The organism is Mesobacillus maritimus (assembly GCF_019749255.1).
In the GTDB taxonomy this organism is placed as follows: domain Bacteria; phylum Bacillota; class Bacilli; order Bacillales; family Cytobacillaceae; genus Mesobacillus_B; species Mesobacillus_B maritimus_A.
This window is the reverse complement of the sequence record NZ_JACWFH010000008.1, coordinates 468,464-484,101: the sequence shown is the minus strand read 5'-3', so window position 1 is coordinate 484,101 and position 15,638 is coordinate 468,464. Positions and strand designations below refer to the sequence as shown.

Genomic DNA, 15,638 nt, shown 5'->3' with positions numbered 1-15,638 from the left:
CAGAACCTATCCTGAAAGGAGTTTTAACTTTGGGAAAAAAACATCGTAATCGCATCAACTCTCCTAAAAAGAATAATCATATCTCACCAGAAGCGATTATTGCTGAACACAATGCCCATGCGAAAGAAATCGTATCGGCACGCGATCGTAAACAGTAAGAAAACTCACGATTTGAATTAAGATCGTCGTTCAACCATGCGTCTTTTATACCAGCTAAAACAACAAGTTTTTAGAAAGAGCCAAAAAAACGATGAAGCATATCATGTGCTTCATCGTCCTCTCTTAGCTATATTTATTAATAATTGTCTCCAATTTCTGTCTTAATCCTGGAATATCACTACTAGTAACAGTGAAACGGATATTGCTTTCATCCATTTCTAAAGCTTCAGAGAGGAAACCGCCAAGTCCCCGTGCTCTACGATCTACCTGCATATAAATTTCCGTTTCATTTTCAGAAACTTGAAAAAATACTAGTTCTAGTTCATCCAAGCGTCCTCGAAAAGAACCCATTACTGGTACGAATTCAAACTCTTGAATAAATGGCAACCTCTTTCGTAGGCGGTATGGAGCCTGTTCACAGTCTGCCTCCCGAAGCCGAAAGCCTAAATCCTCAACACCATTTAAAACTGCATCCATTAGTCTGTTTGGAATAACATGCAGATAGTCTTTATCTGATGGATCTACAGCATTTTTAATGTCTAGTGCCGTAGACACCCAAATTTTAGTCCGTCCAATAGAAATAGGTACATCAAGAGGCAACACAAAAGAGAAAGGAATCTCTTTTGTTTCTCCTGGACCAATGGTAAATGGTTCATTCAAACGAAACCGATCAATGACGACAGGTACATTGATTTTACGATCGTTTGATTCTTTTAAATAGGTTGTGTTAAGTCCTAGGTAAATCTCATCTACCTTTTGCTCGGTATTTCCCCCTTTAATGTGAACTACTCCTCTAATTTCGCCACCAGGAGTCACTTTGTCCTTCTCTAATTTTGTATCCACCTGCGCAGAACCAATCCCAATACTAGCTAGAGCCTTATTGAATAATGACATACTCGCCTTTCCTCCTCTAGTTTTACGAGTTTAAAATGATAAAAAAATCCCCTTGGATATCTTGCCATCTTTCATACGGTTCATCTAATTGCAACAATCTCCGAAGGACTGACCGAATAAATAGAGGCAATTGTAATTCTTCTTCCCAACTTCTTTCCTTTGCACGGTCTTCTGTTTCATAACAAGAATACAGTAAAAACAGGATGAAATGACCTAGAGCATAGAAGTCAGATTGAAAGGATAAATCCTTCATCTTGTTGTTTACCCGACGAGGTTGTTGTCCTGAACTAAATCCAATTCTTCTTGCAAGCCCAAAATCAATCAACTTTAATTGATGATTATTTTCTACCATTACATTCGGAATCCGGATATCACGATGAACAATTCCTTGATTATGTATATACCCAATGATTTGTAGTAACTCTATTCCTATTCTAAAGACTTCGCTTTTTTCATACCTTTTTCCTTCAGAGAAGATTAATTGTTCAAATGTTTTCCCGTTTATATAGTCCATCGTAAAATAAGGAACCCCATTCGCTTCCCCTATAGAGTGAACCTTTGGTAGGGAGGCGTTATCGAGGGAACGGAGCATATCTGTTTCTAGGATAAAACCCTTTCTCCCCCGACTCGACATCCGTTTGTGAAAGCGAAGGGCTTTTAAAACAACAAGCTCATTTTGCTCCAAATCCTCTACTAAAAAGCTGCGTCCATATCCCCCAGTTCCAAGCCACTTGACTGCGCGGTAGCGATCATCAATCAAGTCTCCTGCTTTGAACTTGACATCAAATAGATCCGAACAGCTAAGAATTAATGATTTAAACATCTTAATCTCCTAAAAGCCTTAAGTAAGAATCAACTTGAAAAAAAGCTACTAAAACTCCTACTCCGATGCTTACGTTTATAATGACGATGGCCCATATTGGAGTATTTATGGTGGTGTTTATGCGCCTTCCGGTTGTCACTAGAACTATAATATTTCTTTGACCCCGAATGGTTCATAATTGATTTTAGAATTTTTTTTAGCACCCTTTCCCCTCCTCTATCCTAGTATTAAATAATACGATTTGTTTAAATGAAAGTTTCACTATTTTACTATTTAATAAAGGCGGACCATTACGGTCCGCCTCCTTATTCATTATCGACTTCCTCATCGATGATACACTTATCTAGGAGGTATTCGAAGGTTATGTCTGCAATTTCCTCCAATTCCCCTTCATTGGGAACGTATCCCCTTTTGACTAACTCATGAAAGAAAAATTCTGCAATTTCTTCCGTATCAATAAATACTTCAATCTCCTTCACCAGAATCGCCCCCTTTGTACTGAATGTATGAATGCTCCTACTATTTCATGCATCTTTACAATAGAAGCCTTTTAAAAAATCCAAATTAACGAATCTGGGAGTCTATTCTAAATTGGACAAGCATAGAATTTATCAACATAGTCATAAGGGGTGTTGATTGAGATGAGTAAAGTAAAATTAGTTGCTCAAGCTATTACAGAAGATCTTAATTCTGAGGATAGTATGATGATTGAAATGATGGAAAAGGGGACAGACTGGCTATTTAAACTGATTGTATTTTTAGGCGCTCCGTATTTGATTTATCTGCTAAGCCAATTTTTTACCATTTAAACATGACTTTTACCATCATTCACAATCACAGCTAACTTTCGCAAGATGACTTTCATGACATGTGCGTATTCTTCATCTCCAAACCACAAATAAAGAATACGATAATCATTATAGATATCAAGCATGCTGTCAATTAAACTCTGTTTCATGCTCTTTTTACGCAACTCCTCTTTTTCCGATTTTCGATTCGAAGAAGTTTGTTTCTTGTTCTCTGGAGCAGGCAATGTTTTCTTGTCCGTGTTTAACAACAACCCAAACTTCTTGATAAAAATATCGGCACTTTCGGCGTCTGCGATAAGCGTTAGTTCTTCTTCCCCAGCTTCGAGCCATTCACCGTCCTTGATTCGGGAGAGTTCATAAATAATATCCTCCCAAGAATCCTCCTTGTACCGCCAGATCTCAGTTCTAAACCCAACGATTTTAAAAAGATCCGAACCATATCCTTTTACTTGGACAAGGTCGCCAAAGAAAAACTTATATTCTATATCAATATGCTCTTTTTCAAGGAGCTTTCCTTCATATTCATCTAACGGCATGAGGCTTGATTCAAGATACAACCCTTGGCCTTTATTTATTTCATATACGTAAAGCCCGTCAAGCCATTTTACATTTGTTACCTTCCCAACAGTTCCATAGATTGTGATCACGACTGTATCACCGATTTTATATTTCGGTTTCTTCTTGTTTTCCATTTCCTCCATCCTCTCAATGATCCGTCGTGAATGATTACAACATTATATGCGGAGGCTGACTAAATCGACACGCCCTTAAAAAGAAAAGCGCAAGTGCCCTGTTCAGTGGCGTATTGGCAAGAGAGGTACCATCAAGAAAAAGGCAAAAGAAAGGCAGTAGCGTATTCCCCAAGGGTTATGACCCAGCCCCTAAGCGCTGGAGCTAGACAATTCTCTAAGTAATTCATGGAGAAAAAAGGAGGTTAATTCCTACTCAAAAAAAGGCTAAATATCTTAACAATCATGTTCATTTCATTCAATAATGAACACCAATTTTTTCAATAAAAAGAAGGATAGATTCCTCTATCCTTCGTAATGCAAGTACAACTCCCACGCCTCATCAAAAATGGACATGCTTTCTAGGTATTGACCATGAAACTCCAGGTATGAACTTATTTCATCATAATCCTCTGAGTTTTTTGGAAAGCTATGGTCTTCATAGGCATGATTAGCAAAATGACTTATTTTGTCTTTGGGCTTCGGGTTCCGGTATTTCATTAAAAAGTGATAAAAACTCTTATACATTTCGAACGCCTTCCTATTAGTGATAATCTATTGGTTAACTATAAACGAAAGCTTCGAATTATTACAAGAGGAACACTTTTTTTATTGGTTATTTTCGTAAGGTTCCTTGTTTATTTTGAGGTAAACTCTGCTTTTCTCTTCTCTAAAAAGGCTGTTGTACCCTCATTTTTATCTTCTGTAGAAAAAAGTACTGCCTGAGCTAATTTCTCAATAATAAGCGCTGTTTTCTGATCTGTTTCAAAGCCAGAATGAACAGCAAGCTTAGCCAACTTTACGGCGAGAGGACCTTTGGCTAGTATCTTCTCAGCAATTTCTACAGTCTTTTCTTCCAACTCTTCTGGCGACACAACCTCTGAAACCAATCCAATTCGTTCTGCTTGCTCCCCATCTAGGAATCTCCCTGTTAGAATCATATCAAGGGCAATCCCTTTTCCAACCACTCGAGCTAGCCGCTGTGTACCTCCTGCTGCAGGAATAATCGATAAATTTAACTCTGGAAGTCCAAACTTTGCTTTCGTAGATGCCACCCTGATATCACAAGAAAGTGCTAATTCACATCCACCTCCAAGAGCAAAGCCATTCACCATCGCAATCGTAGGTTTATCAAACCTTTCGATTTTATCATACACTTCTGACATTCCATTCGGATTAAAAACGTCTAAAGCTGTTTTGTCCTTTAGCTGGGAAATATCTGCGCCAGCTGCGAATGATTTTTCCCCTTTTCCTGTAAAGATGACACATCCAACTGAATCATCTCTTTCCAATAGATGAAGTGCACTTACAATTTCCTGTAGGGTTTCCGTATTTAATGCATTTCGAAGCTCAGGTCGATTGATCACAATATAGGCAAGTCGACCATTTTGGGTTACTTCAATATTTTCAAAACTCAAAATCTCTCATTCCTTTCAAAAATATGTTTTTAAAAATGCCTATCGCTTCTCTTAATATAGTAGTTACTAACACAGCCACTGAACCTTGAGATGTCGCTATCTTTACTCAGAAATATTTTCAATCAAAATCGCCATACCTTGGCCACCACCGACACAAAGGGTTGCAATTCCATATCGAAGATTTCGTCTTTTTAATTCATACAATAAAGTCGTGACGATTCTCGCACCAGTTGCACCAACAGGGTGTCCTAAGGCAATAGCACCACCATTGACATTCACTTTTTCTTGATTGAGACCTAGTTCACGAATGACTGCAAGTGCCTGCGAAGCAAAGGCTTCATTTAATTCGAATAAATCAATTTCATCTATACTCATGCCTGTCCGTTCAAGTAGCTTTTTTACAGCTGGAACAGGACCTATCCCCATAATTTCCGGCGATACCCCAACAGCTGCCCAATCAACGATTTGAGCAAGTGGCTTTACTCCCTTTTCTTCAGCAGTTTCAGCCGTCATTAACACAACAGCAGCGGCGCCATCATTACGGCCACATGCATTTCCAGCCGTTACACTCCCCCCTTTACGGAATGCAGGTTTTAGGGTAGCTAGCTTTTCAAGTGTTGTATCTGGACGTGGATGCTCATCCGTATCTACGACAAAGGACCCTTTTTTTGTTTTCACTTCAAATGGAGCGATTTCCTCCTTGAACTTTCCTTCCTCAATCGCCGCGCTTGCTCGACGCTGACTTTCAATCGCAAACGCATCTTGATCTTCTCGGGATACCTGATAGTTTTCGGCCACATTTTCTGCGGTAATCCCCATTCCAAGATTTTCTCCATAGATTTCTTTCGGCTGCTGACCTGCTTCTGTATTCGAGTCCACTAGATGAGCACGATCTCCACCAAACCTTGATCCACGAAGATAGACAGGCGAACAGCTCATGCTTTCCGTTCCACCAGCAACAACCACCTCGGCTTGACCTGATTGAATTTGCTGGACACCAGAAGCAATTGCCTGCATCCCTGATGCACAAAGGCGATTGATCGTAAATGCCGGAACAGACTCAGGAATACCTGCTCTTAATGCCGCAACCCTGGCAACATTCGAGGATTCCGTGCTTTGCCTTACCTCTCCTAGAATGACTTCATTTACTTGATCACTAGAAATATTTGCACGACTTACCGCTTCTTTAATAACATGGCTTGCTAAAAATCCTGAATTTATTTCCTTAAATGATCCCCCGTAACGTCCAATTGGTGTACGGACTGCACTGACGATAACAATGTTTTTTTCTCCCATAATTCCTACTCCCCCTCCAGACGTTTAGTCTAATTTATATTCCTTTTTTAATTGACCAGCAATAATATTCTTTTGAATCTCGGACGTACCTTCGTAAATTCTCGTAATCCGTGCATCTCTGAAAAAACGCTCAATTGGATAATCAGCGATATAACCAATACCTCCGTGCACCTGAACAGCCTTATCGGCAACGCGATTATAAACTTCAGAACCATAAAGTTTTAACATCGCTGCCTCCTTGATGACCTTCATTCCTTGGTCCACCATCCAAGCAACACGGTAAGTAAATGAGCGAAGCGCCTCTATTTCCATTGCCATTTCCGCAAGCATATGACCAACTGCTTGATGGTCAATGATTGGGACACCAAACTGTACTCTTTCGTTTGCATAGGTAGCCGACATATCTAACAATTTTTGGCATGAACCCAAATTTCTTGCTGCCAAGCCTGCGCGTCCATTTGCCAATATTTTAAGGGCATTCACATAGCCTTGTCCCTCAACACCGAGAACGTTCTCAACTGGAACCTCACAATCTTCCAAAATTACTTCTGCTGAGTGAGATCCTCTTAAACCCATTTTTCGCTCAACTGCACCGACTTGAAAACCCGGAAAATCTTTTTCTATTATAAAAGAAGTAATCCCCTTTGAGCCCTTAGACGAATCTGTTACAGCCATTACTGTAAAAACATCAGCTTCGGTTGCATTCGTAATATAATGCTTCGTTCCGTTTAAAATATATTTATCGCCTTTTTTCACAGCAGTTGTTTTCAAGTTCGTTGCATTGGATCCTGCTGCTGGTTCCGTTAAAGCAAAGGCTCCAATCTTTTCCCCGGCAGCCATAGCTGGGAGGTACTTCTGCTTTTGTGCTTCGTTCCCCATCTCAACAATGCCAACTGTTCCAATTCCTGTGTGTGCTCCAATTAATGTCGTGTAACCATTATGGGTTGCACCAATTTCTTCATAGAGCGCACATTTCCCGACCATTCCAATCCCTAATCCACCGTACTCCTCAGGGATACTTAAACCAAATAACCCCATCTCTTTAGACATATCAATTATTTTTTGAGGAATTTTGTTCTCCTCTTCAATTTGCATCGCAACCGCTTCCACTTCAGTTTGAACAAAGTCACGGACACCCTTTTTCAAAAATTGAATATCCTCGTCTAATTGAAAATCCATTTTGCATTCCCCCATCAATTGTAGTTGTAAAATCCTCTGCCGCTCTTTTTCCCAAGCCATCCTGCTTTTACATACTTAACAAGAATGGGACAAGGCCGGTACTTTTCTCCCAATGTTTTATGAAGGTATTCCATATTACGGAGTCGAGTATCTAATCCGACTAAATCAGCTAGTTCTAACGGTCCCATTGGATGATTTAATCCTAGCTTCATAGATTTATCGATGTCTTCAACACTCCCGACACCTTCCATCACCATATTCATTGCTTCATTTCCGATTAAGCAATTCATTCTGCTTACAGCAAACCCGGGATATTCGTTGATCCTTACACATTCTTTTCCAAGTGCCTTCCCAAACGCAAAGCTCTCTTGAATCGTTTCTTCTGAGGTTTCAAGACCGCAAATGACTTCAATTAATTTCATCTTTGGAACTGGATTGAAGAAATGTAGCGCAATGCATCGTTCTGGTCTACTCGTTTGGGCAGCAATCTCTGTTGGGCTCATTGTTGAAGTATTTGTTGCTAGTATCGCATGTGGTGGAGCAAACCGATCTAGCTGTTTGAAAATCTCAATTTTTAAATCCATTAACTCTAATACTGCTTCAATAACTAAATCTGTCTCTCTCACAGCTTCTTCAATACTTGTCGTATATTGAATTCGTTCTCTAGCCGTATCAGCTTCCTCATTTGACATGAGCCCTTTTTCAACTGATCGATTAAGCTGTTTATCAATATAAATTTGGCAGGTCTCTAATGAGCTTTCAGAAATATCTTGAACAACCGTTATGAATCCTGCTGTCGCACAAGTATAAGCGATTCCTCTTCCCATCGTCCCTGAACCAATAACACTTACCTTTTTCATACGAGTCTCCTTTCTTTGAAAAGGAATTAAGCCCCCGTATTTAAAACGGGGACTCCTTCTCTTAGGCCTCTACTAGTAAACTTTTAAACTCTTCCACTAGCAGCGGAACAACTTCAAATAAATCTCCGACAATACCGTAATCGGCAACTTTAAAAATATTCGCCTCTGGATCTTTATTAATCGCAACGATCACTTTTGAGTTTGACATACCAGCAAGATGCTGAATTGCTCCCGAAATACCACAAGCAATATATAAATCTGGTGTAACGACCTTCCCTGTTTGACCAATTTGTAGGGAATAATCACAATACTCAGCATCACATGCTCCGCGAGACGCACCAACAGCTCCGCCTAACAAATCAGCAAGTTCCTGAAGTGGTTCAAACCCATCCTCACTTTTCACTCCACGTCCTCCAGCGACAATTACCTTCGCCTCTGACAGGTCTACTCCTTGAGTTGCTTTTTTCGCGACCTCACGCACAATCGTTCTTAAATCTTTAATTTCCGCAGAAACCTCGGTAACTTCTCCTGTACGTGAAGCATCCCGTTCAAGCGGTGGGATATTATTCGGACGTATACTTGCAAAAATGACTCCATCCGTGACAATCTTCTTTTCAAACGCTTTCCCTGAATAGATTGGACGGGTAAAGACAACATTCCCTCCTTCTACCTCAACACCGACTGCATCTGATACTAATCCGCAATTAAGTTTGCTAGCAATTTTCGGAGATAAATCTTTCCCTAATGCTGTATGGCCAACAATAATGGCATCAGGAGTTTCTTTTTCCACGACTGCTAAGAAAGCTTGTGCATAGCCGTCTGATGTATAACCTGCTAATTTCTCATCTTCAACAACAACAGCTCGGTCGGCACCTGCAACAATCATTTCTTGGACTAAATCCTTAACGGAAGATCCAAGAAGGACAGCAACAACTTCTCCATCCTCAGCGATTTTTCTTGCTGCGGCCACTCCCTCGAAAGATACATTCCTTAGAGCTCCATCACGAACTTCACCTAAAACCGTTACTTTTTTTCCCATCTCTATATTCCCCCTTTATATTACTTTTGCTTCTTTATGGAGCAGGCTCACTAGCTCTTTAACTTGTGCATCTAGTTCCCCTTCTAGGACCCGTCCAGCTTCTTTTGTTTGCGGCAGGAAGATTTCTACTACCTTTGTTTTTGCTTCAACTTCGTCTTCATCAAGATCCAAGTCATCTAGTTCTAACTCTTCAAGCGGTTTCTTTTTTGCCTTCATAATTCCTGGTAGAGAAGGATAACGTGGTTCATTTAACCCTTGCTGCGCTGTCACTAAAACTGGAAGTTTTGTTTCAATCGTTTCAGAGTCTCCTTCGACATCACGGACAACAGTTACAGTTTCACCTGAGATTTCAAGTTTTGTAATTGTTGTTACGTAAGGAATATCCAGTAAATCTGCAACACGTGGGCCAACCTGACCACTTCCACTATCAATCGCTACGTTTCCAGCGAGAATAATATCTGCTTCTTTGTCCTCTAAGTATTGTGCTAAAATTTTGGCTGTTGTAAATTGGTCTCCTGATTCGAGATCATCTTCTGTATTGATTAATACCGCTTTGTCTGCGCCCATCGCTAAAGCTGTGCGCAACTGTTTTTCTGCTTCTTCATTGCCAACTGTTACAACTGTTACTTCACCGCCATGGTTATCGCGTAATTGAATCGCTTCTTCGACTGCATATTCGTCATAAGGATTAATAATGAATTCAGCGCCCTCTTCATTAATTGCACCTTTCGCAATCGTAATTTTTTCTTCTGTATCAAATGTTCTTTTTAATAAAACAAAAATATTCATCCTTTTTCCCTCCTAAACTTTTGCTGGTGTAGATTCGTACGTATAGAATCCTTTTCCAGTCTTTCTGCCAAGTTCGCCTTTTTCAACCTTTTCTTGAACAACCTTCGCCGGTTTATCTTTTTCATCTCCGGATTCTTGGTAACGCTGCATACGAACAAGATAATTGACATCAATGCCAGTCAAATCCATTAAAGCAAATGGTCCAATTGGGTGATTCAGTGCTTTTTTACATACAATGTCAATATCTTCATGACTGGCAATTCCGTTTTCAAGCAGGTAGACCGCTTCATCCATTAGTTTTCCAAGAATTCTATTTGCGACAAAACCCGATATTTCCTTGTTTAAAAGCACAGGATATTTATTGATCGATTTCACGAACGCCATAGCGGTTTCAGCTGTTTCTTCTGATGTATGTGGTCCGCGAACGACTTCGACAAGCTCCATTACAAGTGCTGGGTTAAAGAAATGAATATTGCATACCTTATCAGGTCTGTTCGTTGCATCGGCAAGCTTAGAGCTTACGATGGTTGAACTATTTGTTGCCAAAATTGCGTGTGCTGGTGTGATTTGATCCAGTTTTGTAAATAGTTCTCTCTTTATATCAACCTTTTCAACAATCGCTTCAATGACGATATCGGTATCGTACAAATCATTTAATGAAGTAGTGAAGACTATTCTATTAAAGGCCACCTCTACTTCTTCCGCAGTTAACCTTCCTTTTTTCACCCTTTTTCCCATTTGTTCTTCTAGGATTCCTCTGCCTTTTTCAAGACTTTCGGGGCTTACATCCTGCAGAACCACTTGATATTCTGCCAACGCACAAACCATTGCAATTTGAGCTCCCATTGTACCAGCTCCAATTACGGCCACTTTATTTATGTTTTCAACTGGCATCATTCTTCTCACCTTTCTCAAGCTCTTCCTTCACTAACAGTCTCTTTAATAACTTACCGACCGTATTCCTCGGGAGCTTCTCCCTGATTTCTATCACTTTCGGAACTTTATAGGGTGTTAATTTTGTATAGCAATAGCCTTTTAATTCCTCAAGGTCAATCTGGACTCCATCCTTTGGGACAACGTATGCCTTGACCAACTCCCCATGTTCTTCATGTGGAATTCCAACGACTGCGGCCTCCTGAATATCAGGGTATTCATATAACACACCTTCAATTTCTTGCGGGTAAATATTAAAGCCACCGACAATAATCATTTCCTTTTTCCGACCAACAATGTAAAAGTATCCATCATCATCCATCATCGCTAGGTCACCTGTGTGTAGCCAGCCATCTTGAAGGGTTTTGGCGGTTTCTTCTGGATTCCCCCAATATCCTTTCATAATCTGAGGGCCTTTAAGTAATAGTTCACCGACTGATTTTGTTCCTAGTTCATTGCCAGCATCATCAACAATCCTACAGTCTGTTAGTGGCATCGGGATACCAATACTCCCCACTTTTCTAATTCCAAAAGGAGGATTACGATGGGTGGAGGGGGAGGCTTCAGATAGACCAAAGCCTTCCCCAATCGTCGCCCCTGTCAGCTTTTCAAATCTCTTGATGACCTCTATTGGTAGTGGGGCTGAACCAGAGGAACAAGTCTTCAAACAGTTCAAGTCGTACTTTTCAATATCCGGGTGATTCACAAATGAAATATACATTCGCGGAACCCCTGGAAAAAAAGTCGGCTGATATTTTTTTATCTTTTCTAACACATCCGTAACGTCAAACTTTCGGAACAAAAGAATTTCTGCACCAATGAAGATTCCAAGATTCATTGCACTTGTCATCGCATACACATGATATAAAGGGGTTGCGGTCAGTACCGTTTCTTGACCTTTGACCATGTTCTCTCCATACATCGAGTAACTCTGAACCACATTCGCGACAAGATTCTGATGAGTCAGCATTGCCCCCTTCATTTTCCCTGAAGTTCCGCCGGTATATTGAATAACGGCGATATCGTCGTGGATATCAACTTCTGCTGGTGCCTCAATTGGGGTAGAAAAAGGGATGAGATTGTCAAGATTTTTAAAATCCTCTTCACCCCAATTTCCAATCTGTGAACCTATTAAATACTTAAACTTATAAACATTATTTACTTCCTGAATCGTTTTCATTGACAAAGGATCTCCGACTATAGAAGAAACATTTGAATCGTTCACTATTTGCAATAACTCTCTAGGTGTATACATTGGATTGATTTGAACCACGGTAATCCCTAGTGCCTGCGCTGCATAATAGCTGATTACATAATCAGGATGATTGGCTAGCATTAAGCCGATTCGTTCCCCTTTTTTTAAACCTAGTTCCATCCATGCTCCAGCTAGAAGATCCACTTGCTCCTTCAACTGTTGGTAGGTGATTCTCTCATCCTCGAAAATGATGGCGGTTTTATCACCATAGGTCTTTACAGTCTCTGTAAGCATTGAGTAAAGAGAAATCTCAGGTATTTCAATATCAGCATTCTGAATGTAATGTTTGTACCATGGTCGATTTTCTAAATTTTGCAATTCACTCACCTCACTGCTTATTAATTCAAAACACCTTGCTCTTCGTAATATTTTTTCGCTCCGGGGTGTAATGTTTCTGGGTCAATCCCGTCCAAAACAGTATCGAGGGTAAAATGCTTTGCTCTTTCAGGAATTTGTGCTTCAAATGAATCCATGTTTTCCCAGAATACTTTTGTTAGATTGTATACATACTCTTCATCCAAATCATTATGTGCGGTCAACATGGTTACCATTGTATAAGTTGGGATATCCTCGTCCTGCCCTTTATAGGTTCCGGCTGGGATACTATCAAAAGAAATTCCCAATCCCTTTTTACTAATGCTTTCAAGTTTATCCTGATCGATTGGCAGAACCTTCACTTGATTGGTCATTTCAATTTCTTGTAGAGATGGAATTGCTGGTGCACCCCCGCCAAGGAAAACTTCGACATTCCCGTCTGCCATCATTGAAGCACCATCATTATAGCTACCATAGGAGATTTTTCCTCCTGCCTTTTCAATTGTCTTCTCATCAATTCCGTATTCAGCCATCATCCTCCAGAAAGCAACCGGTCCTCCACCATCCTTTGGTCCAAGAAAGATATGCTTATCGACTATATCTTCAATTGAATTAATATCCTCATTCTTTTCCAGAGTAGCAATGGTTTGGTAAACAGGATACAAGGAACCTACAGCTGAAACCGTATCAATCTTGTTATCAAAGCTTCCTTCTCCCTTAATAGCATCTGCGAAGTCAGATGTATAATTGAGTGCTATTTCAACATCCCCAACATCTAACGATCTAAGGTTAGCTGTAGACCCTCCCTCAATTTGTGAAGCATTTACTCCGCTAAAGTTATCCATATAGACTTCCGCCATTACCGTAGTAATTGGAAACCATCCAGATCCCATTGGACCCGAACCTATGCGCAAAAACTTACTCGGTGCATCCAACTTGCCTTCTTCACCAGAGGCGGCATCATTCCCACCGGAACCGCATGCAGCTAAGAGGAAAGTAGTACAAATCAGTAATAGTAAACTTAATTTGAATTTTTTCAACAAAATCTCTCCTTGTTATTAAACATTTAGTTGTTTCGTTGTTGCTTCTATTCCTGCTCGCTTTTGCCAGAAATACACGAGTATAAACAGACCAAGTCCAACAATATCTGTAAATAATCCCGGAATAACTAGGACAGCAGCAGCAATAAACATTAAGATACTTTGAATTACGTTTAATTCATTGACCAAATAACGTTCAATCGCAGCCGAGAAGATGAAACAGCTAAATAGAGCACTCACAACAGCTAAGATAATTTCCAAAGTATTTTCGCTTTGTAGCAAAAGCTCTGGGTTATAAACGAAAATAAACGGGATAAGAAACCCTCCTGCACCAATCCTAATTGCGTACAGTGCAGTTGCATTCGGGTTGGAGCCTGCAATACCTGCCGTTGTATAAGCCGTAATTGCAACGGGAGGCGTCAAGCCGGACAATACTCCAAAATAAAAGACAAACATATGGGCTGCAATTAGGTTAACACCTGCATCAACAAGAGCTGGAACACCTAATACAGAAAGAATGACATAAGCGGAAACAGTTGGCATTCCCATTCCGAGCACAATAGAAGCTAGTGCAATCAAAAGTAATAGTGGAAACAATTGACCGCCAGCAAGTTCAATCACGAACCTAGAAAAATTCAAGCCCAGACCAGTTAACGAAACGGCTCCAACGATAATCCCTGCTGTTGCACATGCTGCTATAACCGCAAGTGATCCGCGGATACCTGTTTCAAGAGCCGCTAGGATATCTAAGAAATTCATTCTTGTTGACTTGCGAATCCAACTAATTGCGACTGTTAAGAGAATTGCGTAAAATCCCGCTTTCATAGGGCTATAACCATAAATCATTAGGCCAATAATAATTAAGATTGGGAGAAACAAATAACCCTGTTTTAAAAGAATTTTCATTGGGTCAGGAAGCTGCTCCTTTGGAATGCCAGCAAGTTTAAGACGCTTTGCATGGAAATAAACCATAAAGCCAGCAATTAAAAAGTAAATCACAGCTGGAATCAGTGCATACAATGCTAGTTTGATATAAGGAACTCCAGTTGCTTCCGCCATAATAAACACGGATGCTCCCATAATTGGCGGCATAATTTGGCCACCCTGCGACGCTACTGCTTCAACGGCCGCTGAAAATTTCTTAGAATAACCGAGTTTCTTCATTAAAGGAATTGTAAAGGAACCGGTAATCGCAGCATTTGCCGCACCATTTCCAGTAATCGTTGATACTAGAGCACTTGCCCCGACAGATGATAAAGCGGGACCTCCTGTTTTATTCCCTAATGCCCCAAAGGCAAAGTTTGTGAAAAATTGTCCGCCTCCTGATTTCATTAAAAATGAGCCAAACACGACAAATAGCACTAGGATCGTCGAACTCACATAAATCGGTGAACTAAAAATCCCTAATGTACTGTTAAACATTTGGTCAATCATTTTGCCATATCTAGCCCCCGGATGGGCAAGTATACCTGGGAAATATTGACCAAAGAAAATGTAGACAAGGAAAAACAATCCAATTAACATCATGAAAAAGCCGTTTGTTCTCCTTGTAGCCTCAAGTACTAGGGCAAGTAGGAGAGTACCGAAAATCATATCATTAGTGCCCACATTACCTTGTCTACTTTGAATACCTTCTGCACCGAAAATGATGTAGGCACCAACTGTCATCGCGATAAGAACAAATAAGATATCAATTACTCCAAACTTTCCGCCCTTTTTAAATGGGAACAATAGGAAGATTAGAATCAATGCCCAAACAACATGGATACTTCTTTGCTCCCATGACGGTAACGTCCCAAAGCCGGCCGTATATACATGAAAAACAGACATTCCGATTGCAAGCAGTGAAATGATCAACATTAGCACTCTTGTTTTATTCCAACCTTCTTTACGCGAGTTCCATAGTTCCTCGACATATGCCTGTTTTTCTTGTATAGAAGTGTCAATTTTCTCAGGTTTCTGTATATTTTCCATACTCTTCCCTCCTTTGTATCTGATCGAGAGTCCCTATTTATGTACTGCACCTTCTGCCGAGGCACCTGTCCTAGGAAAATTTATAACTGGACTGGCTAAGAAAAGGACTCACCCTCTGCCTTCGGCT

Annotated in this window: 17 protein-coding genes; 2 read left to right on the top strand and 15 right to left on the bottom strand. The window is 40.3% G+C overall.

What is annotated here, in order from left to right:
• Positions 1 to 29: 29 nt before the first annotated feature.
• Entirely contained in the window at positions 30 to 158 is a 129-nt protein-coding gene (locus H0185_RS24245; RefSeq protein ID WP_281427589.1) for a hypothetical protein, read from the top strand.
• Between the two features lie 124 nt (positions 159 to 282).
• Here the strand turns inward: H0185_RS24245 and H0185_RS07805 are convergent, their stop codons facing one another.
• The 3 genes from H0185_RS07805 to H0185_RS07795 all read right to left on the bottom strand — a co-directional run bounded on the left by H0185_RS07805 (position 283) and on the right by H0185_RS07795 (position 2,355).
• Positions 283 to 1,053, bottom strand: coding sequence for a sporulation protein (locus H0185_RS07805; RefSeq protein WP_221872783.1), 771 nt, complete (start codon positions 1,051 to 1,053; stop codon positions 283 to 285).
• Between the two features lie 22 nt (positions 1,054 to 1,075).
• Positions 1,076 to 1,876 carry a serine/threonine protein kinase gene (locus H0185_RS07800; protein ID WP_221872781.1) on the bottom strand — a complete coding sequence of 267 codons (801 nt, stop codon included), beginning with the start codon at positions 1,874 to 1,876 and terminating at the stop codon, positions 1,076 to 1,078.
• A gap of 305 nt (positions 1,877 to 2,181) precedes the next feature.
• Complete coding sequence (locus tag H0185_RS07795) at positions 2,182 to 2,355, bottom strand: YozD family protein (RefSeq protein ID WP_221872779.1); 174 nt, start codon at positions 2,353 to 2,355, stop codon at positions 2,182 to 2,184.
• 162 nt (positions 2,356 to 2,517) lie between these two features.
• Here H0185_RS07795 and H0185_RS07790 point away from each other — a divergent pair, with 162 nt between their 5' ends.
• Positions 2,518 to 2,685 carry a hypothetical protein gene (locus tag H0185_RS07790; RefSeq protein ID WP_221872777.1) on the top strand — a complete coding sequence of 56 codons (168 nt, stop codon included), beginning with the start codon at positions 2,518 to 2,520 and terminating at the stop codon, positions 2,683 to 2,685.
• Here the strand turns inward: H0185_RS07790 and H0185_RS07785 are convergent.
• The 12 genes from H0185_RS07785 to H0185_RS07730 form a co-directional block, all read right to left on the bottom strand.
• Positions 2,682 to 3,377, bottom strand: a complete 696-nt coding sequence (locus H0185_RS07785) for a hypothetical protein (protein ID WP_221872775.1) — start codon at positions 3,375 to 3,377, stop codon at positions 2,682 to 2,684. The two genes, H0185_RS07790 and H0185_RS07785, sit on opposite strands and share 4 nt — an antisense overlap.
• Positions 3,378 to 3,719: 342 nt before the next feature.
• On the bottom strand, positions 3,720 to 3,941 hold the full coding sequence (locus H0185_RS07780; protein ID WP_221872773.1) for a YozE family protein: 222 nt from the start codon (positions 3,939 to 3,941) through the stop codon (positions 3,720 to 3,722).
• A 110-nt stretch (positions 3,942 to 4,051) separates the two neighbouring features.
• A complete protein-coding gene (locus H0185_RS07775; protein WP_221872771.1) occupies positions 4,052 to 4,831 on the bottom strand; it encodes an enoyl-CoA hydratase/isomerase family protein in 780 nt (259 codons plus the stop codon).
• A gap of 102 nt (positions 4,832 to 4,933) precedes the next feature.
• On the bottom strand, positions 4,934 to 6,127 hold the full coding sequence (locus H0185_RS07770; protein WP_221872769.1) for a thiolase family protein: 1,194 nt from the start codon (positions 6,125 to 6,127) through the stop codon (positions 4,934 to 4,936).
• Between the two features lie 24 nt (positions 6,128 to 6,151).
• The gene (locus tag H0185_RS07765) at positions 6,152 to 7,306 is read right to left on the bottom strand and encodes an acyl-CoA dehydrogenase family protein (protein ID WP_221872767.1); all 1,155 of its coding nucleotides are present in this window, start codon (positions 7,304 to 7,306) and stop codon (positions 6,152 to 6,154) included.
• Positions 7,307 to 7,320: 14 nt separating this feature from the next.
• Entirely contained in the window at positions 7,321 to 8,166 is an 846-nt protein-coding gene (locus H0185_RS07760; protein WP_221872765.1) for a 3-hydroxyacyl-CoA dehydrogenase family protein, read from the bottom strand.
• A gap of 61 nt (positions 8,167 to 8,227) precedes the next feature.
• Positions 8,228 to 9,205, bottom strand: coding sequence for an electron transfer flavoprotein subunit alpha/FixB family protein (locus H0185_RS07755; protein WP_221872763.1), 978 nt, complete (start codon positions 9,203 to 9,205; stop codon positions 8,228 to 8,230).
• 15 nt (positions 9,206 to 9,220) lie between these two features.
• On the bottom strand, positions 9,221 to 9,994 hold the full coding sequence (locus tag H0185_RS07750; RefSeq protein ID WP_221872761.1) for an electron transfer flavoprotein subunit beta/FixA family protein: 774 nt from the start codon (positions 9,992 to 9,994) through the stop codon (positions 9,221 to 9,223).
• A 12-nt stretch (positions 9,995 to 10,006) separates the two neighbouring features.
• The gene (locus tag H0185_RS07745) at positions 10,007 to 10,888 is read right to left on the bottom strand and encodes a 3-hydroxyacyl-CoA dehydrogenase family protein (RefSeq protein WP_221873081.1); all 882 of its coding nucleotides are present in this window, start codon (positions 10,886 to 10,888) and stop codon (positions 10,007 to 10,009) included.
• Positions 10,878 to 12,500, bottom strand: coding sequence for a long-chain-fatty-acid--CoA ligase (locus H0185_RS07740; RefSeq protein WP_221872759.1), 1,623 nt, complete (start codon positions 12,498 to 12,500; stop codon positions 10,878 to 10,880). Before H0185_RS07740 ends, H0185_RS07745 begins: the two co-directional genes overlap by 11 nt.
• Before the next feature lie 20 nt (positions 12,501 to 12,520).
• Positions 12,521 to 13,537 carry a TAXI family TRAP transporter solute-binding subunit gene (locus tag H0185_RS07735; RefSeq protein WP_221872757.1) on the bottom strand — a complete coding sequence of 339 codons (1,017 nt, stop codon included), beginning with the start codon at positions 13,535 to 13,537 and terminating at the stop codon, positions 12,521 to 12,523.
• Between the two features lie 18 nt (positions 13,538 to 13,555).
• Entirely contained in the window at positions 13,556 to 15,511 is a 1,956-nt protein-coding gene (locus H0185_RS07730) for a TRAP transporter permease (protein WP_221872755.1), read from the bottom strand.
• Between the last annotated feature and the right edge of the window lie 127 nt (positions 15,512 to 15,638).

Coding starts and splice junctions, on each gene's coding strand:
- H0185_RS07730 (WP_221872755.1), bottom strand. CDS start 15,511: ATGGAAAATATACAGAAACCTGAGAAAATTGACACTTCTATACAAGAA.
- H0185_RS07765 (WP_221872767.1), bottom strand. CDS start 7,306: ATGGATTTTCAATTAGACGAGGATATTCAATTTTTGAAAAAGGGTGTC.
- H0185_RS07805 (WP_221872783.1), bottom strand. CDS start 1,053: ATGTCATTATTCAATAAGGCTCTAGCTAGTATTGGGATTGGTTCTGCG.
- H0185_RS07770 (WP_221872769.1), bottom strand. CDS start 6,127: ATGGGAGAAAAAAACATTGTTATCGTCAGTGCAGTCCGTACACCAATT.
- H0185_RS07800 (WP_221872781.1), bottom strand. CDS start 1,876: ATGTTTAAATCATTAATTCTTAGCTGTTCGGATCTATTTGATGTCAAG.
- H0185_RS07750 (WP_221872761.1), bottom strand. CDS start 9,994: ATGAATATTTTTGTTTTATTAAAAAGAACATTTGATACAGAAGAAAAA.
- H0185_RS07745 (WP_221873081.1), bottom strand. CDS start 10,888: ATGCCAGTTGAAAACATAAATAAAGTGGCCGTAATTGGAGCTGGTACA.
- H0185_RS07760 (WP_221872765.1), bottom strand. CDS start 8,166: ATGAAAAAGGTAAGTGTTATTGGTTCAGGGACGATGGGAAGAGGAATC.
- H0185_RS07755 (WP_221872763.1), bottom strand. CDS start 9,205: ATGGGAAAAAAAGTAACGGTTTTAGGTGAAGTTCGTGATGGAGCTCTA.
- H0185_RS07785 (WP_221872775.1), bottom strand. CDS start 3,377: ATGGAAAACAAGAAGAAACCGAAATATAAAATCGGTGATACAGTCGTG.
- H0185_RS07780 (WP_221872773.1), bottom strand. CDS start 3,941: ATGTATAAGAGTTTTTATCACTTTTTAATGAAATACCGGAACCCGAAG.
- H0185_RS07790 (WP_221872777.1), top strand. CDS start 2,518: ATGAGTAAAGTAAAATTAGTTGCTCAAGCTATTACAGAAGATCTTAAT.